The organism is Dongia sp. (assembly GCF_041905885.1).
Classification (GTDB): Bacteria; Pseudomonadota; Alphaproteobacteria; order Dongiales; family Dongiaceae; genus Dongia.
The window spans coordinates 84,968-100,640 of sequence record NZ_JAYRKD010000023.1; the positions used below are offsets into that span (position 1 = coordinate 84,968).

The window sequence follows — 15,673 nt, forward strand, 5'->3', positions numbered from 1 at the left end:
TCCCTTAGGTCCAATCAACGCGGATCCCAGCTCTCCCTATAATTTCCCTGCCGTCCGTCGCATGGCAGGGAGGTCTGATGTGACTTGGCGTCGCACCGCGCTGTTCGCGGCCTTCACCTTCGCTGTCCTGATCGCGAGCGCGGTCTTGCGCCCGGCGCAAGCGCAATTCGCCGACATGCAGGAACCGGCCACCGTTGCCACCGCCGATGCCGCCGGCGGCGACGCGGCGGCGATCATGCTCTCGCCCGAGGAGCTCCACGCGCTGGTGGCGCCGGTCGCCTTCTATCCCGACGACCTGCTGGCGATCGTGCTGCCGGCCGCGACCCAGCCCCTGCAGGTGGTCGAAGCGGCGCGCTTCCTCGAGAAGCAGAAGGCCAGCAAGGAGCTGCAGCCGAACGAGAACTGGGATCCCGCGGTCCTGGCCCTGCTAAACTATCCCGAGGTCATCAAGCTGATGAACGACGACCTCGACTGGACCCAGCGGCTCGGCAACGCGGTCATGGACCAGCAGGAGGGTGTGCTGGAGGCGATCCAGGCGGCGCGCGCCGAGGCGACCGCCGCCGGCGCCCTCAAGTCGGACGACAAGCAGACGGTGGTGACCGAGAGCGAGACCATCATCATCCAGCCGGCGGATCCCGAGATCATCTATGTGCCGACCTATGATCCGGCGCCGGTGGTCGAGCATCACTATACGAACTACCCGCCGCCGGTCTATTCGACGCCCTATCCCTATTACTACGCACCGGGCGCGGCCTTCGTGACCGGCATGTTCGTCGGCGCCGCCTTCTCCTACGCCTTCGACTGGAACAACAACAACATTGACATCGATTGCTGCGACGGCGGCGGCAACACCAACAACATCAATATCGGCAACGGCAACACCAACATCGACCGCGACAAGCTGCAGAACAAGTTCAACGGCGACCGCAACCCGAAGGCCAAGGGCGGCAACGGCATGAAATGGTCGCCGCAGAAGGCGCGCACCAAGTCCACCGCGACCCGGCCGGCCAACGCCAAGCCGCGGCCCAATTCCGCCGGCATCGCCAATCAGCTGGGCGGTGGCGGGGCCGGGCCGAAGAAGATGACGCCGCCCAAGGCCAAGCCCTCGGCCCAGACCCGGCAGCAGAGCAACCGCGGCAACCAGAGCCTCGGCGCCAACAAGCAGCAGCGGCAGCAGCAGTTCAAGCAGCCGTCGAAGCCGAAGCCGTCGCAGATGCAGCAGCGGCGCCAGCAGCAGAAATACAACAGCATGCAGACCAAGCCGAGGAAGGGCTCGTTCTCGACCATGCCCTCACAGCAGCGGGCACGGCAGCAGAGCAATCGCGGCACCAGCAGCATCGGCGGAGTCAAAGGACCGAGCCGGAGCCGGAGCGGCGGCGGCCGGCGCTGAAGGCGCGGGCCTGGCAGCAAGGAGAGGATCGATGGATCGAATCATGCGACGCGGCGGCAAGCTTGCAGCAGGGATCTTGAGCGGAATGCTATTCGGCCTCGCCTGCCCCGGCCTGGCCGCGGCCAAGGACGCGAAGGTCTTCGCGACGCCGGAAGCGGCGGCGGCGGGCATGATCGCCGCGCTGGAAGCGGGCTCCCGCGACGCGATCACCGACCTGCTCGGCGATGCGCAGCAGGAGCAGCTGTTCACCGACGACGAGGCCGCGGAGCGCGAGAACCGCAAGCAGGCGCTGGCGGCGGCGAAGGAGAAGATGAGTCTCCGCAACGACGGCGAGAAGACCCGCACCATGCTGATCGGCAATCAGGAATGGCCGGTGCCCTTCCCGATCGTGCAAGGCGACAAGGGCTGGAGCTTCGATGCCGAGGAAGGCATCTACGAGCTACTGGCGCGGCGGATCGGCGCCGACGAACTCGCCGCGATCGGCGCGCTGCATGCTTTGGTCGCGGCGCAGCAGGATTACCAGTCGGTCGACCAGGACGGCGACGAGGTGCTGGAATATTCGCAGAAGCTGGTGAGCACGCCCGGCAAGCATGACGGGCTCTACTGGGAGACCGACGCCAACTCCAACGCACCGGCCAGCCCGCTGACGGCCTTCGTGACCGCGCAGGGCGGCTATCTGGAAGGCCGCGACCAAGGCGATCCGGTGCGCGGCTATCATTTCCGCGTTCTGACACGTCAAGGCGAAGGCGCACCCGGCGGGCGCTACGACTATGTGATCAACGGCAACATGATCGCCGGCTTCGGCGCGATCGCCGCGCCGTCGGAATACGGCGTCACCGGCATCATGACCTTCATTGTCAATCAGCAGGGCAAGATCTATCAGAAGGATCTCGGCGAGGACACCGACCTCGCCGCGGCGGCGCTGCAGAGCTACGACCTCGACGCCACCTGGACCCTGACCAAGGACAAGGGCGAGACCGAGCAATGATGCGGCCGCCGGCGTAACCGGCGGCCGCGCGCTTCTCTGTTACTGGGTCACCTTCGAGACCGTGACCTTGTCGCCGATGCGCTCGATGCGCAGCACCGACTGCGTCTCGCCCATCGCGAGCGGCACCGAGATCTCCTGAGCCTGGCCGGGCTGCAAGACGCTCTGCAGGCGGACCACCGCATGCTGCTCGGCATCGGTGTCGGCTGCGGCGACGGTGTCCACGGTGGTCACGACCCGGGCGCCTTCCGGATGATCGGTCCAGTAGATGACCGCCTTGGCGTTGCCACCGAGCTCGGTGGTGATCGCCTGGCCGGCGCCGACGGTCTTGGCCGAACCGGCCCAGAGCGGCTGCGCCAGGGCGACCGCACCCGCCACCAGGATGGTGCCGAGGGCTGAAATCCGGATCATCGAAGTCATGTTTCTCTCCACTTCCCACTTTGGGCCTGCCACCTGTGGCATGCCGCAATGCAGCAAAGATTGTTGCGTATGCGAAGGAAGTAAAGAGAGATTAACAAATGACGTGATAAGGCGCACAGTTGCAGCGCGCTGCGCTGACGCATTTCACGATTGATATCAACCAGTTGTCGGAGGTTGTGGCGGGCTGCCGCAGGCGTCGGCCGGGGCCCGTCCGAGCCCGACTATTCGACTCGGGCGACGTCCTCGATGGTCATCTGGACCCGTTCCTGGCCCTGCCAGCTGTCCAGCCGCAGGTGGCCGGCGACATGCAGCGGCCCGGCATTCCGGCCCTGCAGCAGCAGGCGGCCGAGGTCGTTTTCCACCGTGCGGAAGGCGATCGCCTTGAGCCGCGCGCCGTCGCTGCCCTCGAGCACGCAGCGCACGTGCTTCTCGCCGGCGAGGTCGGCGAACACCACCCGCACATTGGCGAGCGCGAAGCGCGGCTCGGCGTTGCCGGAGCCATAGGGGGCGAGCCGGTCCAGCATCTGCGCGAAAGCGGGCGCGGCGCCGCGCGCCTGCAGGCTGCCGTCGAGGTCGAGCACCGCGCGCGGCGGCACGCCGGCCAGGTGATCGCCGATCCGCGCGTCGATGAAGTCCTTGAGCTGATCGAGCTTGTCGGCCGCGACCTCGAAGCCGGCCGCCATGGCATGGCCGCCGCCCTTCGCGATGATGCCGCTCTCGCGCGCGGCGATGACCGCATTGCCGAGATGGAAACCGTTGGCCGAGCGGCCCGAGCCCTTGCCGACGCCGTTCTCCAAGGCGACCACGCAGACCGGCCGCTCATAGCGCTCGCGCAGCCGCCCGGCGACGATGCCGATGACGCCGCCATGCCAGCCCTCGGCGGCGACGAAAATGAGATGCGGGCGCTTGGCCGCTTCCGCATCGGCGAGGCGGCAGGCTTCTTCGAGAACCTTGGCCTCGATGTCGCGGCGCTCGGCGTTGTGGGCTTCCAGCTCCTGCGCCAGCGCCATCGCTTCGCTGAAATCGTCGGTCGAGAGCAGCCGCGCGCCGAGATCGGAGCGCCCGACCCGGCCGCCAGCGTTGATCCGCGGCCCGAGCAGAAAACCGAGATGATACGCGCTTGGCCGTTCCTTGATGCCGGCGGTTTCGCTAAGCGCGCGCAGGCCCGGATTGCGGCGCTGCGCCAATACCTTGAGCCCCTGCGCCACCAGCGCGCGGTTGACGCCGGTCAGCGGCACCACGTCGCAGACCGTGCCGAGCGCCACCAGGTCCAGCCATTGCATCATGTCCGGCTCGGGACGGGTCGCGTTGTACCAGCCCCTGGCGCGCAAAGTGCGGTTGACCGCGACCGCGACCAGGAAGGCGACGCCGATCGCCGCCATCTGGCCGTGGCCCGCGGTCTCGTCGAGCCGGTTCGGGTTGACGATCGCCGAAGCCATCGGCAGATGCGGCTCGGCAACATGGTGATCGACCACGACCACGTCGAGCCCGGCCTCCTTCGCCGCCTGCAGCGGCGCGAAGGCGGTGACGCCGCAATCGACGGTGATGACCAGGCGCGCGCCCTCGCTCTTCAGCTTCAGCAGCGCCGGCGCATTGGGGCCGTAGCCTTCGGCGCCGCGATCGGGCACATAGAGCCGCACCGGCGGCGCGCCGACCGCACGCAGGAAGCGCGAGAGCAGCGCGGCCGAGGTCGCGCCGTCGACGTCGTAGTCGCCGAAGATCGCGATCTTCTCGCCGTTCTCGATCGCGGCGCCGATGCGCTGGGCGGCGGCATCCATGTCGCGGAAGCGCGATGGATCGGGCAGCAGGTCGCGCAGGCGCGGGGTGAGGAAGCTCTCCGCCGTGTCCAAGGTCTGGCCGCGCGCGGCGAGCAGACGCCCGACCGGCTCCGGCACCTGCAGTCTCTGGGAAATCGCCAGCGCCATCCGCTCATCGGTGGCGCGCTGACGCCAGAACTTGCCGGTGACCGAGCGCGCGACACCCCAAAACGGCGTCGGGTCTTCGGTTTCGGCAGGGCGAGTCGCGGCGAGGTTCATCGGGGGATTATAGCATGTGCGCTGGATCGGCCAGCGCGTAGCTCCAGGGGCATCACGGCTGCACGTGCCCCCCTCCTAACCTCCCCCCTAAAGGGGGGAGGAACGCGATCGTGCCGTCGCGCCGTTCTTCTCCTTCTCCCTTAAGGGGGAAGCCCGGGATGCGGGTGCGTGCTCTAATACGCCCCGCGCTGCTCGTAGGGCATCTTCAGGTCCCAGTTATGGGTGGCTTCGATCACCCGGACGGTGCCGGTCTTCGAGCGCATCACGATCGAATGGGTGCTGGCGCGGGTGGTGCCGCGGCGGACACCTTTCAGCATCGCGCCGTCAGTCACACCCGTCGCGGCGAACATCACGTCGCCCTTGGCGAGGTCGAGCATCGAGTATTTGCGATTGAGATCGGTGACGCCCCATTTCTTGGCGCGCGCCTTCTCGTCGTCGTTGCGGAACAGCAGCCGGCCCTGCATCTGGCCGCCGATGCAGCGCAAGGCCGCCGCCGCCAAGACACCTTCCGGCGCACCGCCGCTGCCCACATACATATCGACGCCGCTGTCCTTCTGCGCGGTCGCGATCACGCCGGAGACGTCGCCGTCGGAGATCAGCATGATGCGCGAGCCGGCGCTGCGCACCGCGGCGATCAGCTCGGTGTGGCGCGGCCGATCGAGGATGCAGACCACCAGATCGCGGATGTCCATCTGCTTCGCCTTGGCGAGGTTCTTCAGGTTGACCTCGGGCTTGTTGTCGATATCGACCACGCCCTCGGGAAGATCCGGGCCGACCGCGATCTTGTCCATGTAGACGTCGGGCGCATTCAGGAAGCCGCCCTCCTCCGCCATCGCCACGACGGCCAGCGCGTTATGCCCGCCCTTGGCGGTTATGGTGGTGCCTTCGAGCGGGTCCAGCGCGATATCGACCTTCGGCCCGCCGGCGCCGACCTTCTCGCCGATATAGAGCATCGGCGCCTCGTCGCGCTCGCCCTCGCCGATCACCACGGTGCCGTCGATGTTGAGCGAGTTCAGCGCCGTTCGCATCGCATCGACCGCGGCCTGGTCGGCCGCCTTCTCGTCGCCACGGCCCATCAGCCGCGAGGCGGCGAGCGCCGCCGCTTCGGTGACGCGCACCACTTCCAGCGCCAGGTTGCGATCCATGATCTTGGGCCTTCCGATAGCTGATTTAAGAGAGTTGTTCGATCGACATCACATGCGGCGGCTCGACCACCGCCGAAACCTTGCCGAGCTTCTCGACCACGCGCGTGACCTGCGCCTGGCTGGTTTCATGGGTGGTGAAGACGACCGGCACGCGGTCGCCGGGCGAGCGCGAACGCTGGATCATGCTCTCCAGCGAGACGTTCTCGTCGCGCATGATCGCCGCGACCTCGGCGATGACGCCCGGCCGGTCGACCACCATCATGCGGAGATAGAAGGGCCCGACATGGCTGCCTTCCGGCGCCGCCGGGATCTTCTTCAGGGTCTCGGCCGGCGCCGAGAAGGCCGGCAGGATGCGGCCCCGCGCGATATCCATGAGGTCGCTGACCACCGCCGAAGCGGTCGGGCCCTGGCCGGCGCCGCGGCCGATCGCGACATTCTGGCCGACGAAATTGCCCTGGGTGACGACGGCGTTGTAGACGCCGTCCACCTTGGCGATGAGTGCGTTTTGCGGAACCATGCAGGCATGAACGCGCTGCTCGATGCCGCGTTCCGTCAAGCGCGACAGGCCGAGCAACTTAATCCGATAACCGAGCTCGGTCGCATACTCGATGTCCATGGCCGAGACATTGCGGATGCCAGAAATCCGGATCCCGGCGAAATCCACCTCGCAACCGAAGGCGACCGCGGTCAGGATCGAGAGCTTGTGCGCGGCATCGATGCCATCGACGTCGAAGCTGGGATCCGCCTCGGCATAGCCCAGCTGCTGCGCCTCGCCGAGCACGTCGGCGAACTCGCGGCCGGTCTCGCGCATCTGGGTCAGGATGTAGTTACAGGTGCCGTTGAGGATGCCGTAGACATGCTCGATGCGGTTGGCGGCGAGACCTTCGCGCATCGACTTGATGATCGGGATGCCGCCGGCGACCGCGGCCTCGTAAGCGAGAGCGAGGCCGGCCTGCTCGGCGCTCCGCGCCAGCGCGGTGCCGTGTGCGGAGAGCAGCGCCTTGTTGGCGGTGACCACGTGCTTCTTGTTGGCGATCGCCTTTTCGATCAGCGCCTTCGCGGGACCGCTCGCGCCGCCGATCACCTCGACGACGACGTCGACCTTCGGATGGTCGGCGAGCGCGACCGGATCGTCGCACCAGTCATACTTGGAGAGATCGACGTCGCGGTTCTTGCGCCGGTCGCGCGCCGAGACCGCCGTGACCTCGATCGGCCAGGGGCAGTGCTGCAACAGGATGTCGCGGTTCTCTTCGAGCAGGCGGACGACACCGACACCGACAGTGCCGAGGCCGGCGATACCAACGCGCAAAGCGCGTCCCGACGCGTTTTCAACAGCCATAGGTCAAGCGTTACGAAAGGTGGTTACAGGAATGAATCAATTTTGGGACAGATAGACTTCTGCCCGGCGGTTGCCGGCTTCGCCGGCCGGCGTGCTTTCCGCATAGAGAGTCTGGTCGTCGCCGGCGGCGGCCACCTGCACCAGGATCGGCTGCACCCCGTATTCGACCAGCGCCCGCGCGACCGCGGTCGCGCGCTGCATCGACATCTCGTGGTTCACCTGCTGCTGCTCCAGCGCTTCCATATTGCCGGTGCGGGCGCTGGCATGACCGATGATCCGCAGCACGCCGCCCTGGATCTGCTGCAGCTGGGCGACCTGCTGCAGCACCTGGCGGTCGGCGGCGGAAAGACGCGAGGAGCCGTTGCCGAAATAGACATAGCCGACCGCCTGGCCGACGCCCGCGATGCTGCCCGAAGGCGCATAGCCGCGGACCGGCGCGACACCGCCCATCATCGGCTGCTGATACGTGGTCGGCGCGCTCGCCTGCAGGCCGTTCAGCACCGAGTAATCGACCGAGACGCCATCGCCGCTCGGGGCCGGCGTCATCGGCGCGTCGCTGCTGCCCGCCAGCGGCATCGCCGCAATGCCGGACGGCGCGGTGGTAGTCGGACCGGTCGGGGCCGAGGCGGTGCCGCCATCACGCGACAGCGAACCCGGCTCGAGATGCAGCGGACCGCTCGGCTCGAACGGCTGCGAGCCGGCTTGCGGGGTGCCGACCTGCGCGACCTGGGTGGTCGGCGCCGGTGCGGGTGTCGGCGGCGGCGTCGGAGCATCGACGACCGGGGATGGCGTCGCCGGCTCCGGGGTTGTCACCGTGGTGGTATCCGACTGCTCGGGCGCTTGCGGCTGGAGATCGGCCTGTGCGGTCGCCGGGCCTTCCGCGACCGGCGGCTCCGGACGGGCGGCGCTCTGGGTCGGCATGGTCAGGGTTTCGTCGGTGTGCTGGGAGTTGCCGCTGTCCGAGCCCAGCCCTTCCTGGGCCTGGTCGAGATTGACGATGCTCGGCGTCGGCGCCTCGTTGGGCACGCTGTTGATGTCGGGGACCGTCGGCTGCTCGCCGTTCATGGTCTCGCCCTCGCCGGGCGCCGGGGTCGCGGTCGAGCTGGGAGCCTGGGCCTGTTCAGAGGGCGATGGCGGGGTCGGCTCCTCATCGAACCAGGAGCAGCCTGCTATCACCAGCAGCGCCGTCGCCGGCAGCCAGCGGCCGAACGGCGCGAGGTTGATGCCCTCGGCCTTCGCTTTCAGCTGCAGCGCCTTGGATTTGCACATGTCCAACATCAGACCTGATCTCCCCACTTCCCCCGCCGAGAACCCGGTGCCGCGACATGGCCGCGCACACAGAATCTGTAACCGAAGGGCTTTTATCTCTTTAACTCATTAGACTATAAGAAACAATTGGCGTTGTCTCCGCCACGAGTGTGGTTCCCCACGGAGCGGACCCCGCCTGGGTGTATCCCATTGTTAATAATCAGGAACCGGGTGGAAATCTATGTCTGACAGCAGCCCTGGCGCCACGACCGGCAAAGGTCCCAATCAAGAGCCGGGCAACGGCAACGGTTCCGATCCGATGGAGCTGGCGCGGGCGATGGCCGGTATCGCCGAGCAGTCGCAGCGCCTGGTCGCCGACTTCGTGGCCCGGAACCAGGAGCGGCTGAACGATCCCGACCCGCTCAATGTCGGCCGTGCCTTCTACGAGATGACCACCCGGCTGATGGCCGACCCCTCGAAGCTGATCCAGGCGCAGATGTCGCTCTGGCAGGATTACATGAATCTCTGGCAGACCACCGCCCGGCGGATGATGGGCCAGGAAGCCGAGCCGGTGATCGCCCCGGCCAAGGACGACCGCCGCTTCAAGGACTCGGCCTGGCAGGACAACCAGCTGTTCGACTACATCAAGCAGTCCTACCTGCTAACCGCGCGCTGGATGCGCAACACGGTCGAGCAGGTCGAGGGCCTGGACGACAAGACCGCGCAGAAGGTCGATTTCTACACCCGGCAATTCGTCGATGCGATGGCGCCCTCGAATTTCGTGATGACCAACCCGGAAGTCCTGCGCGCCACCATCGAGAGCCGCGGCGAGAACCTGGTGAAGGGCCTGGAGAATCTCCTCGGCGATCTCGAGCGCGGCAAGGGCAAGCTCGCGATCAGCATGACCAACTACGAGGCCTTCGAGGTCGGCAAGAACATCGCCGTGACCCCGGGCAAGGTCGTGTTCCAGAACGACCTGCTGCAGCTGATCCAATACTCGCCGACCACCGCGAAGGTGGCGAAGCGGCCGCTGCTGGTGATCCCGCCCTGGATCAACAAGTATTACATCCTGGACCTGAAGCCGCAGAACTCCTTCGTCAAATGGGCGGTGGAGCAAGGTCTCACCGTCTTCATCGTCTCCTGGGTCAACCCGGATGAGAAGCTGGCGCAGAAGAGCTTCAGCGACTACATGCTCGAAGGCATCGTCGCGTCCCTGGACGCGATCGAGAAGGCGACCGGCGAGAAGAGTACCAATGTGATCGGCTATTGCCTGGGCGGCACGCTGCTCGCCTCCACCCTCGCCTATCTCGCGGCGAAGAAGCAGTCGAGCCGAATCGCCAGCGCCACCTTCTTCACCGCCATGGTGGATTTCAGCGAAGCCGGCGAGCTCAGCGTCTTCATCGACGAGGAGCAGCTCGACGCGCTCGAGGCCAAGATGAACGAGCGCGGCTATCTCGAAGGCTCGGAGATGGCGACCACCTTCAACATGCTGCGCGCAAACGACCTGATCTGGTCCTTCGTCATCAACAATTATCTGCTCGGCAAGGAGCCCTTCCCGTTCGACCTCCTGTACTGGAACTCGGATTCCACGCGGATGCCGGCGGCGATGCACAGCTTCTATCTCCGCAACATGTACCAGCGGAACCTGCTCTCGCAGCCGGGCGGCATCGAGCTCGACGGCGTGCCGATCGATTTGACCACGGTGAAGACCCCGGCCTTCATCCTCTCGACCCGCGAGGACCATATTGCGCCCTGGAAGTCGACCTACGCCGCGACCCAGCTCTATGCCGGGCCGGTCAAGTTCACCCTCGCCGCTTCGGGCCATATCGCCGGCGTGGTGAACCCGCCGGCTGCCAACAAATACGGCCACTGGGTCGGCAAGGAGAAGACCGGCAAGGACTACGCCCAGGATCCGGAAGCCTGGCTGGCCAAGGCCGAGAACCGCCCCGGCTCCTGGTGGCCGGAATGGCGGGCATGGCTGAAGCAGTTTGACGACGGTGAAGTCGATGCGCGCAAGCCCGGCGACGGGAAGCTGAAGGCGATCGAGGACGCGCCGGGGTCCTATGTGCTGATGAAGGCGCAGTAGGCGCGTCATGCGCGGGCTTGACCCGCGCAATTCTGGCCCACGGAGAAAGATCGCCGGGTCAAGCCCGGCGATGACGATTCGGGCGCTAAGTTGACGCGGAACCGTCAAGGAACATTCGCCGCCGGCATGCGTTCATACCGCAACGCAGCAGTTCCCGGTTAGTTTTCATGAACATCGTCGCAGTCGATTTCGCCGGCCGACAAAGCGCCGCCCCGGCTCTGCACCCGACACATGACGAATGTCGGGCGTTGTTGCAGCTAGGCGACGATCTGGCCGCGCGCATGCCGCAGGCGGAGAACGTGCTGAGTTCGTGGCGCTCGGCCGTCGGCGCGCTGGAGAATGCGGATCTCGCGCCGGTCGCGTTCGAGGCAGAGCTCGATCGCCTGGCGCTGGCGTTGCGGCGGATCTGCCTCGGCCTCGCCCATCAGGCATCGGACCGCGCGCTCCGCTCGCCGCGCGACCGCGATGTGACGTCGATGCCCGACGGCGAGGCGATCGATTTCGGCTACGAGCGCAGCATCGAGCCGGCCGCGCTCGAAGCGCGCCTCGCCGCTTATGCGCCGGCGCCGGCCGGCTGGCAGGCGGACCATTTCCTGTTCTCCAGCGGCCAGGCGGCGATGAACTGCCTGCTGCTGGCCCTGGCGCCGCGCGGCGCCAACCCGGCAAACCCGCCGCGCATCCGGCATCTCGGCGGGTATTTCGAGACCGAAGAGCTGCTGGCGATGATGAACAGCCACGGCATGATCCGCGAGCTCTCGATGGAGGGCGACGACCATGCCGACGTCCTGATCCTGGAGCCGGTCTATTTCGACCGCGACGCCAATGTGCATCGCCTCGATATGACGGCGGCGCTGCAGCGGCATTGCGCCACCGCCGAGGGCTGTCCTTCGCTCGTCATCGTGGACAGCACCCTAGTCGGTCCCTGCTTCGACCTCGACCCGCTGCTGCCGCAGCAGCTCACCTGCTCCGAGGCCGGGCATCTGCTGGTGCGGATGAGCTCCGGACTCAAGCTCGACCAGGCCGGGCTCGAGCTTGCCAACGTCGGCCTGGTCAGCCTCTATCGCCGCGAGGGCCAAGCCTTCGCGATCGATCCCGCCGAGAAGCTGAAGAAGGCGCGGACCCTCACCGGCGCCGGGCTCGGCTTCGATGCGCTGGGCGCCCTGCAGGCGCCCTGGTTCCTCGACCGCGAGCACGCCCGCGGCTATGCCGAGGCCGTGTTCGAGAACAACGCCCTGCTGGCGCAGCGCTTGAGCGAGGTGGACGGGCTGTTCTCCCAGGTCTCGCACCCGAGCCTCGGCAGTGACAGCGGCGCCGCGGCGCCCTTCGTCCTCATCCAACTCGAAGATGATGCACCGGAGAATTACCGCAAGTTCGAGCAGGTGCTCTCGCGGGAGTCAAAGGACCGGGATCTCCGCTTCGATAAGGGCGGCAGTTTCGGCTTTCGCGGCCACCGCTACGAGGCAATCCTGCCCCAGGCCGGCGAGATCACGCCGTTCCTGCGGGTGGCGATGGGCGCACGGGCCGGCTGGTCGCGCGATGGGATCATCGATCTCTTGTGCGAGATCGGCGCGGCGAAGTCGCTGGACGCTTTCTAACTACATCAGCCGTTGCGCGGCCCATTTGTGGAAGCAGTGGGTCGGCACGTCCATGACCGGCGAGAAGACGCCGCCGTCGAAGGCCGGCGAGGCGCGGCCGCGCTGCATGCGCTCGACCACGCCCACATCCTCGGCGAAAACCGTCTTCCAGGCGCGGAGGTTGGCCGAGCGGATCTGGGCATAGGTGTCATCCAGCGCCTGGTCGCCGACATAGTAGAGTTCCAGGTGCTCCAGCGTCCGGTCGACGCCGACCGGCTCCAGGCGCACGCAGAAGAAGTGATCCTGGTGGACGCCGAGCAGCACGTTCGGGAACAGGGCGGCGTATTCCGCGCCGCCGCGGAACTGGCTCGGCAGACCGGGGAAGTTCGGCAGTTCCTCGCCGGACTCGGTCAGTTGCGGCCGGTAGACGCGGCTGCCCTGCCCGGCGAAGGAATCCCATTCGTTGATGTTGTAGTGATCCTCGAGCTTCGAATAGGAGTTCAGGGCCGGATGGACCCAGGGCAGATGGTAAGCCTCGCAGTAATTCTCGACCGCGAGCTTCCAGTTGCAGTTCACGTCGAAGGTCGATGACGAGTCCGCGCCGGAATGCCGGATCAGGCTCTGGTCGAACATCGACCAGCGCTCGGCGAGCGGCGCGATATAAGCTGAAAAATCCGGCGCTTGGCCGCTGACATTCACGAAGACCATGTCGAACCAGACGGCGGTCCGCACGGCGCGCAGGCCATGCTGCGATTTGTCGAAGCCGTCGCAGCGGTTGACGTTCGGCCCGCCGATGAAGGGCGTCGCTTTTAGTTTACCTTCAAGGTCATAGGCCCAGGAGTGATAGGGGCAGCGCAAGACCGCGCCGACATGGCAAGGCTCGGTGACGAGCTGGGCGCCGCGATGGCTGCAGACATTGTGGAAGACCCGGATCTCGCCCTTGGTGTCGCGCACCAGGACCAGCGGCAGGCCGAGCAGGCTGAGGGGCAGCACGTCGCCGGGCTTGGCCACGTCTTTGCCGAAGCCGATGCAGGCCCAGCCGGCCTCGTAGAGCCGTGCCCGCTCGAAAGCCAGGAAGTCGGGATCGGTGTAACAGGCGTTGGGCAGCGCCTTGGCGGCGGCGGTCTCGGCGAGGACGGCGGTCAACCGGTTGCGGAAGGCCGGCGCGGTGAAGGCTGAGAGGTCGCCCATGCTGTTCTGCCTCACGTCAGGTCGTTGGGTGGGGTCGAGTTTCGCCGCGGTCCGGTCGGCCGTCTCCCCGAGCCGCGACGTCAGGATGGCGCGCCGAGATAAGGCCGGCGGGCGACATAGTCCTCCAGGACCAGGAAATGCGTCACCAGTTCGCCGTCGTCGGAAAGCGGGCAGATCACCCATTCGTAGCTGGTGGCGCCGACCCGCATCAGGGTGTCGTCGGTGCGCCCGAGGACCGGGGCGCGAGTCTCCACCACGCGGCGGTAGAGGCCGAGCGTGCGCTCGACATCCGCGCTCTCGGGGTAGATTTCGGTCACCCACTTGCCCCCGAGCTCCATCCCGATCGCAGCCGCCACCTCGGTGCCGGCGATCCGGTAGAACAGGCGATCGGGATCGCGGTGCCATTCCGCGACCAGGATGTTCTTCAGCAAGGTCCAGATCATGGTCGGATCGATCTCCTGCCGGCGCGGCATCAGCCGCCGGCCGCGGATCTCGTTCCAATAGTCCAGCAGCCGCGCCACCTTCTCGGACCGGCTTTCCTCCAGTGCGATGAAGTTGTAGCGCCCGGCCTTCTGGCTGCCGGGCGACTGAGGCTGTTCCGATGCCAAACTGCGCAGTCCCCCACGGCCGGAATGGCGCACATCCGGCGCCGTTCTCGCGGCAAAGAGGATAATGCAGCCCGGCGGGACCCGCCACAGCGGCGACAGCCCGGCCGGGCAATTCAGCCGTCAGACCGGTTTCTCGCCGAGCCCGGGGATGTCGCCGAGCTTGTCCTCGAACTGGTGCACCCAATGGACCGTGCGCGGGAATGCCCAGGCCGGATCCGCCGCCGGCCGGCGCGGCGCGCTCAGCCATTCGAGTAGTCTTTTTCCGTCATCGCCCTTGGCGTCCCGCCGGAACCTCTGGTAGCCGTCCACGACCGCCGCCGCGCGATCGCCCGGCACATGCGCTTCAATCGCCGCGCGAATATGGTCGAGGTTGCGCTCCGCGAAATGCGCCGCCTTGAGATCGGCGGCGATCGCCTTCTCCTCATCCGGTGAGACGATGCCCGCATGGCGAAGGTCGCGCAGAGTATAGCGGATGCTGATCATCGGCTCCGAGAGCGGCATGTAGTCCAGCGCATCGATCGCATGGGTGACGCAGACCTCGTCGTCGTCGGCGATCGAGGCCCGGCGGTAGAGCCGGTAGATATTGCCGATCCCGCGCATGCCATAGGGCGCAAGTTCGGCCGCGCGCAGCGCCCCGGTGCTGGCGGCGCCCACCACCTCGGCGCCCTGGGCGATCACGAACATGATCTCCTTGTGCCAGACCGACGGCGTGTTGCCGAAGAAGCCGTCGATGATGCCGATCCTTCGATAGCCGTGCTCGAAGGCGCGGAAGACGGAGCCGAGCGCCGCCGGGGGGAGGAAGTCGATTTGCGGATAAGCCTTCTTGGGCACGCGAGTCGGACCGACAAAGACACAAGACTCGTTCACGACCGCTCCCCGGACATTGGTTTTTCGCAATCTGCCACGCTCCCGCCGATGGCACGAGCCAGAATCCACCTTGCGCGTTCCAGTGGCATGACACCTGCGAAGGGTCCCGATGCCTAGGGTTAAGACGGCAGATCCTGCCGATGGAGGGGATCGTCGAAGCTGCTGGGAGCACGTTGCTAACGCGGGAATCAATCCCCACGAACGGTACTTAATCCTGACGCAACTTCGCCGCGCATTAGGGAAGACCCGTATTGCGATGCGTTGTGGCTCAAGTTAAGGTTAAGCGTGCGTTAAGCTTAACTACGTGCGTTTACAAAGCGTTAATGTTGGAGGGTGGGAATATGCGTTCATTAGAAGAACTTCTGCACTCGCGGCAGAAAGCTGGCATTGCGATCCATCGGGCCCTGCAGGGCCTCGGTGCTTCGGCGGCGCGTGACGACGATGAGCGCGCTGCGGTTTCTGTCTTCGCCCGTGACGACGATGAGCGCGCTGCGCTCTCCGTTTTCGCCCGCGACGACGACGAACGCGCGGCGGTCTCCGTGTTCGCCCGTGACGACGACGAGCGCGCCGCGGTTTCCGTGTTCGCCCGTGACGACGACGAGCGCGCGGCGGTCTCCGTGTTCGCCCGCGACGACGACGAGCGTGCAGCGGTCTCCGTCTTCGCCCGCGACGACGACGAGCGCGCGGCGGTTGCCGTGTTCGCCCGCGACGACGACGAGCGCGCGGCGGTTTCCGTGTTCGCCCGTGACGACGACGAGCGCGCGGCGGTCTCCGTCTTCGCCCG

General features: G+C 66.7%; 13 protein-coding genes. 4 read left to right on the top strand and 9 right to left on the bottom strand.

Features of this window, described 5'->3' with window-relative positions; all coding sequences use genetic code 11:
• The first annotated feature begins 79 nt into the window (after window positions 1-79).
• Both ACH2CY_RS20740 and ACH2CY_RS20745 read left to right on the top strand, forming a co-directional pair.
• Entirely contained in the window at window positions 80-1,390 is a 1,311-nt protein-coding gene (locus ACH2CY_RS20740; protein WP_395021374.1) for a DUF3300 domain-containing protein, read from the top strand.
• A gap of 31 nt (window positions 1,391-1,421) precedes the next feature.
• Window positions 1,422-2,378: a DUF2950 family protein gene (locus ACH2CY_RS20745; RefSeq protein WP_395021376.1), complete on the top strand. Its 957-nt coding sequence runs from the start codon at window positions 1,422-1,424 to the stop codon at window positions 2,376-2,378.
• Window positions 2,379-2,417: 39 nt separating this feature from the next.
• Here ACH2CY_RS20745 and ACH2CY_RS20750 read toward each other — a convergent pair whose 3' ends face one another.
• From ACH2CY_RS20750 to ACH2CY_RS20770, 5 genes are all read right to left on the bottom strand, one after another.
• Complete coding sequence (locus ACH2CY_RS20750) at window positions 2,418-2,795, bottom strand: hypothetical protein (RefSeq protein WP_395021377.1); 378 nt, start codon at window positions 2,793-2,795, stop codon at window positions 2,418-2,420.
• Window positions 2,796-3,016: 221 nt separating this feature from the next.
• Window positions 3,017-4,831 (bottom strand): single-stranded-DNA-specific exonuclease RecJ, encoded by a 1,815-nt coding sequence (gene recJ, locus ACH2CY_RS20755; RefSeq protein ID WP_395021378.1) that lies wholly within the window; start codon window positions 4,829-4,831, stop codon window positions 3,017-3,019.
• A gap of 173 nt (window positions 4,832-5,004) precedes the next feature.
• Window positions 5,005-5,976: a class II fructose-bisphosphatase gene (glpX, locus tag ACH2CY_RS20760; protein ID WP_395021380.1), complete on the bottom strand. Its 972-nt coding sequence runs from the start codon at window positions 5,974-5,976 to the stop codon at window positions 5,005-5,007.
• 25 nt (window positions 5,977-6,001) lie between these two features.
• Window positions 6,002-7,315, bottom strand: coding sequence for a homoserine dehydrogenase (locus ACH2CY_RS20765; RefSeq protein WP_395021381.1), 1,314 nt, complete (start codon window positions 7,313-7,315; stop codon window positions 6,002-6,004).
• Window positions 7,316-7,351: 36 nt separating this feature from the next.
• Window positions 7,352-8,593: an OmpA family protein gene (locus ACH2CY_RS20770; protein ID WP_395021382.1), complete on the bottom strand. Its 1,242-nt coding sequence runs from the start codon at window positions 8,591-8,593 to the stop codon at window positions 7,352-7,354.
• Between the two features lie 211 nt (window positions 8,594-8,804).
• Here ACH2CY_RS20770 and ACH2CY_RS20775 point away from each other — a divergent pair, with 211 nt between their 5' ends.
• Window positions 8,805-10,649, top strand: coding sequence for a PHA/PHB synthase family protein (locus ACH2CY_RS20775; protein WP_395021383.1), 1,845 nt, complete (start codon window positions 8,805-8,807; stop codon window positions 10,647-10,649).
• Window positions 10,650-10,816: 167 nt separating this feature from the next.
• Complete coding sequence (locus ACH2CY_RS20780; RefSeq protein WP_395021385.1) at window positions 10,817-12,244, top strand: hypothetical protein; 1,428 nt, start codon at window positions 10,817-10,819, stop codon at window positions 12,242-12,244.
• On the opposite strand, the gene ACH2CY_RS20785 is transcribed toward ACH2CY_RS20780, so the two are convergent.
• From ACH2CY_RS20785 to ACH2CY_RS20800, 4 genes are all read right to left on the bottom strand, one after another.
• Window positions 12,245-13,414, bottom strand: a complete 1,170-nt coding sequence (locus ACH2CY_RS20785; protein WP_395021387.1) for an aromatic ring-hydroxylating dioxygenase subunit alpha — start codon at window positions 13,412-13,414, stop codon at window positions 12,245-12,247.
• Window positions 13,415-13,494: 80 nt separating this feature from the next.
• Window positions 13,495-14,022: a PAS domain-containing protein gene (locus tag ACH2CY_RS20790; protein ID WP_395021389.1), complete on the bottom strand. Its 528-nt coding sequence runs from the start codon at window positions 14,020-14,022 to the stop codon at window positions 13,495-13,497.
• A gap of 120 nt (window positions 14,023-14,142) precedes the next feature.
• Entirely contained in the window at window positions 14,143-14,889 is a 747-nt protein-coding gene (locus tag ACH2CY_RS20795) for a TfuA-like protein (RefSeq protein WP_395021391.1), read from the bottom strand.
• A 350-nt stretch (window positions 14,890-15,239) separates the two neighbouring features.
• Window positions 15,240-15,673: hypothetical protein (locus tag ACH2CY_RS20800; protein ID WP_395021393.1), on the bottom strand; the 434-nt coding region annotated here is incomplete at its 5' end.

Bases quoted from the DNA above. Each gene is read 5' to 3' on its own strand.
- ACH2CY_RS20785 (WP_395021387.1), bottom strand. From the start codon at position 13,414: ATGGGCGACCTCTCAGCCTTCACCGCGCCGGCCTTCCGCAACCGGTTG.
- ACH2CY_RS20780 (WP_395021385.1), top strand. From the start codon at position 10,817: ATGAACATCGTCGCAGTCGATTTCGCCGGCCGACAAAGCGCCGCCCCG.
- ACH2CY_RS20765 (WP_395021381.1), bottom strand. From the start codon at position 7,315: ATGGCTGTTGAAAACGCGTCGGGACGCGCTTTGCGCGTTGGTATCGCC.
- ACH2CY_RS20770 (WP_395021382.1), bottom strand. From the start codon at position 8,593: ATGTTGGACATGTGCAAATCCAAGGCGCTGCAGCTGAAAGCGAAGGCC.
- ACH2CY_RS20745 (WP_395021376.1), top strand. From the start codon at position 1,422: ATGGATCGAATCATGCGACGCGGCGGCAAGCTTGCAGCAGGGATCTTG.
- ACH2CY_RS20750 (WP_395021377.1), bottom strand. From the start codon at position 2,795: ATGACTTCGATGATCCGGATTTCAGCCCTCGGCACCATCCTGGTGGCG.
- glpX (WP_395021380.1), bottom strand. From the start codon at position 5,976: ATGGATCGCAACCTGGCGCTGGAAGTGGTGCGCGTCACCGAAGCGGCG.
- ACH2CY_RS20775 (WP_395021383.1), top strand. From the start codon at position 8,805: ATGTCTGACAGCAGCCCTGGCGCCACGACCGGCAAAGGTCCCAATCAA.
- recJ (WP_395021378.1), bottom strand. From the start codon at position 4,831: ATGAACCTCGCCGCGACTCGCCCTGCCGAAACCGAAGACCCGACGCCG.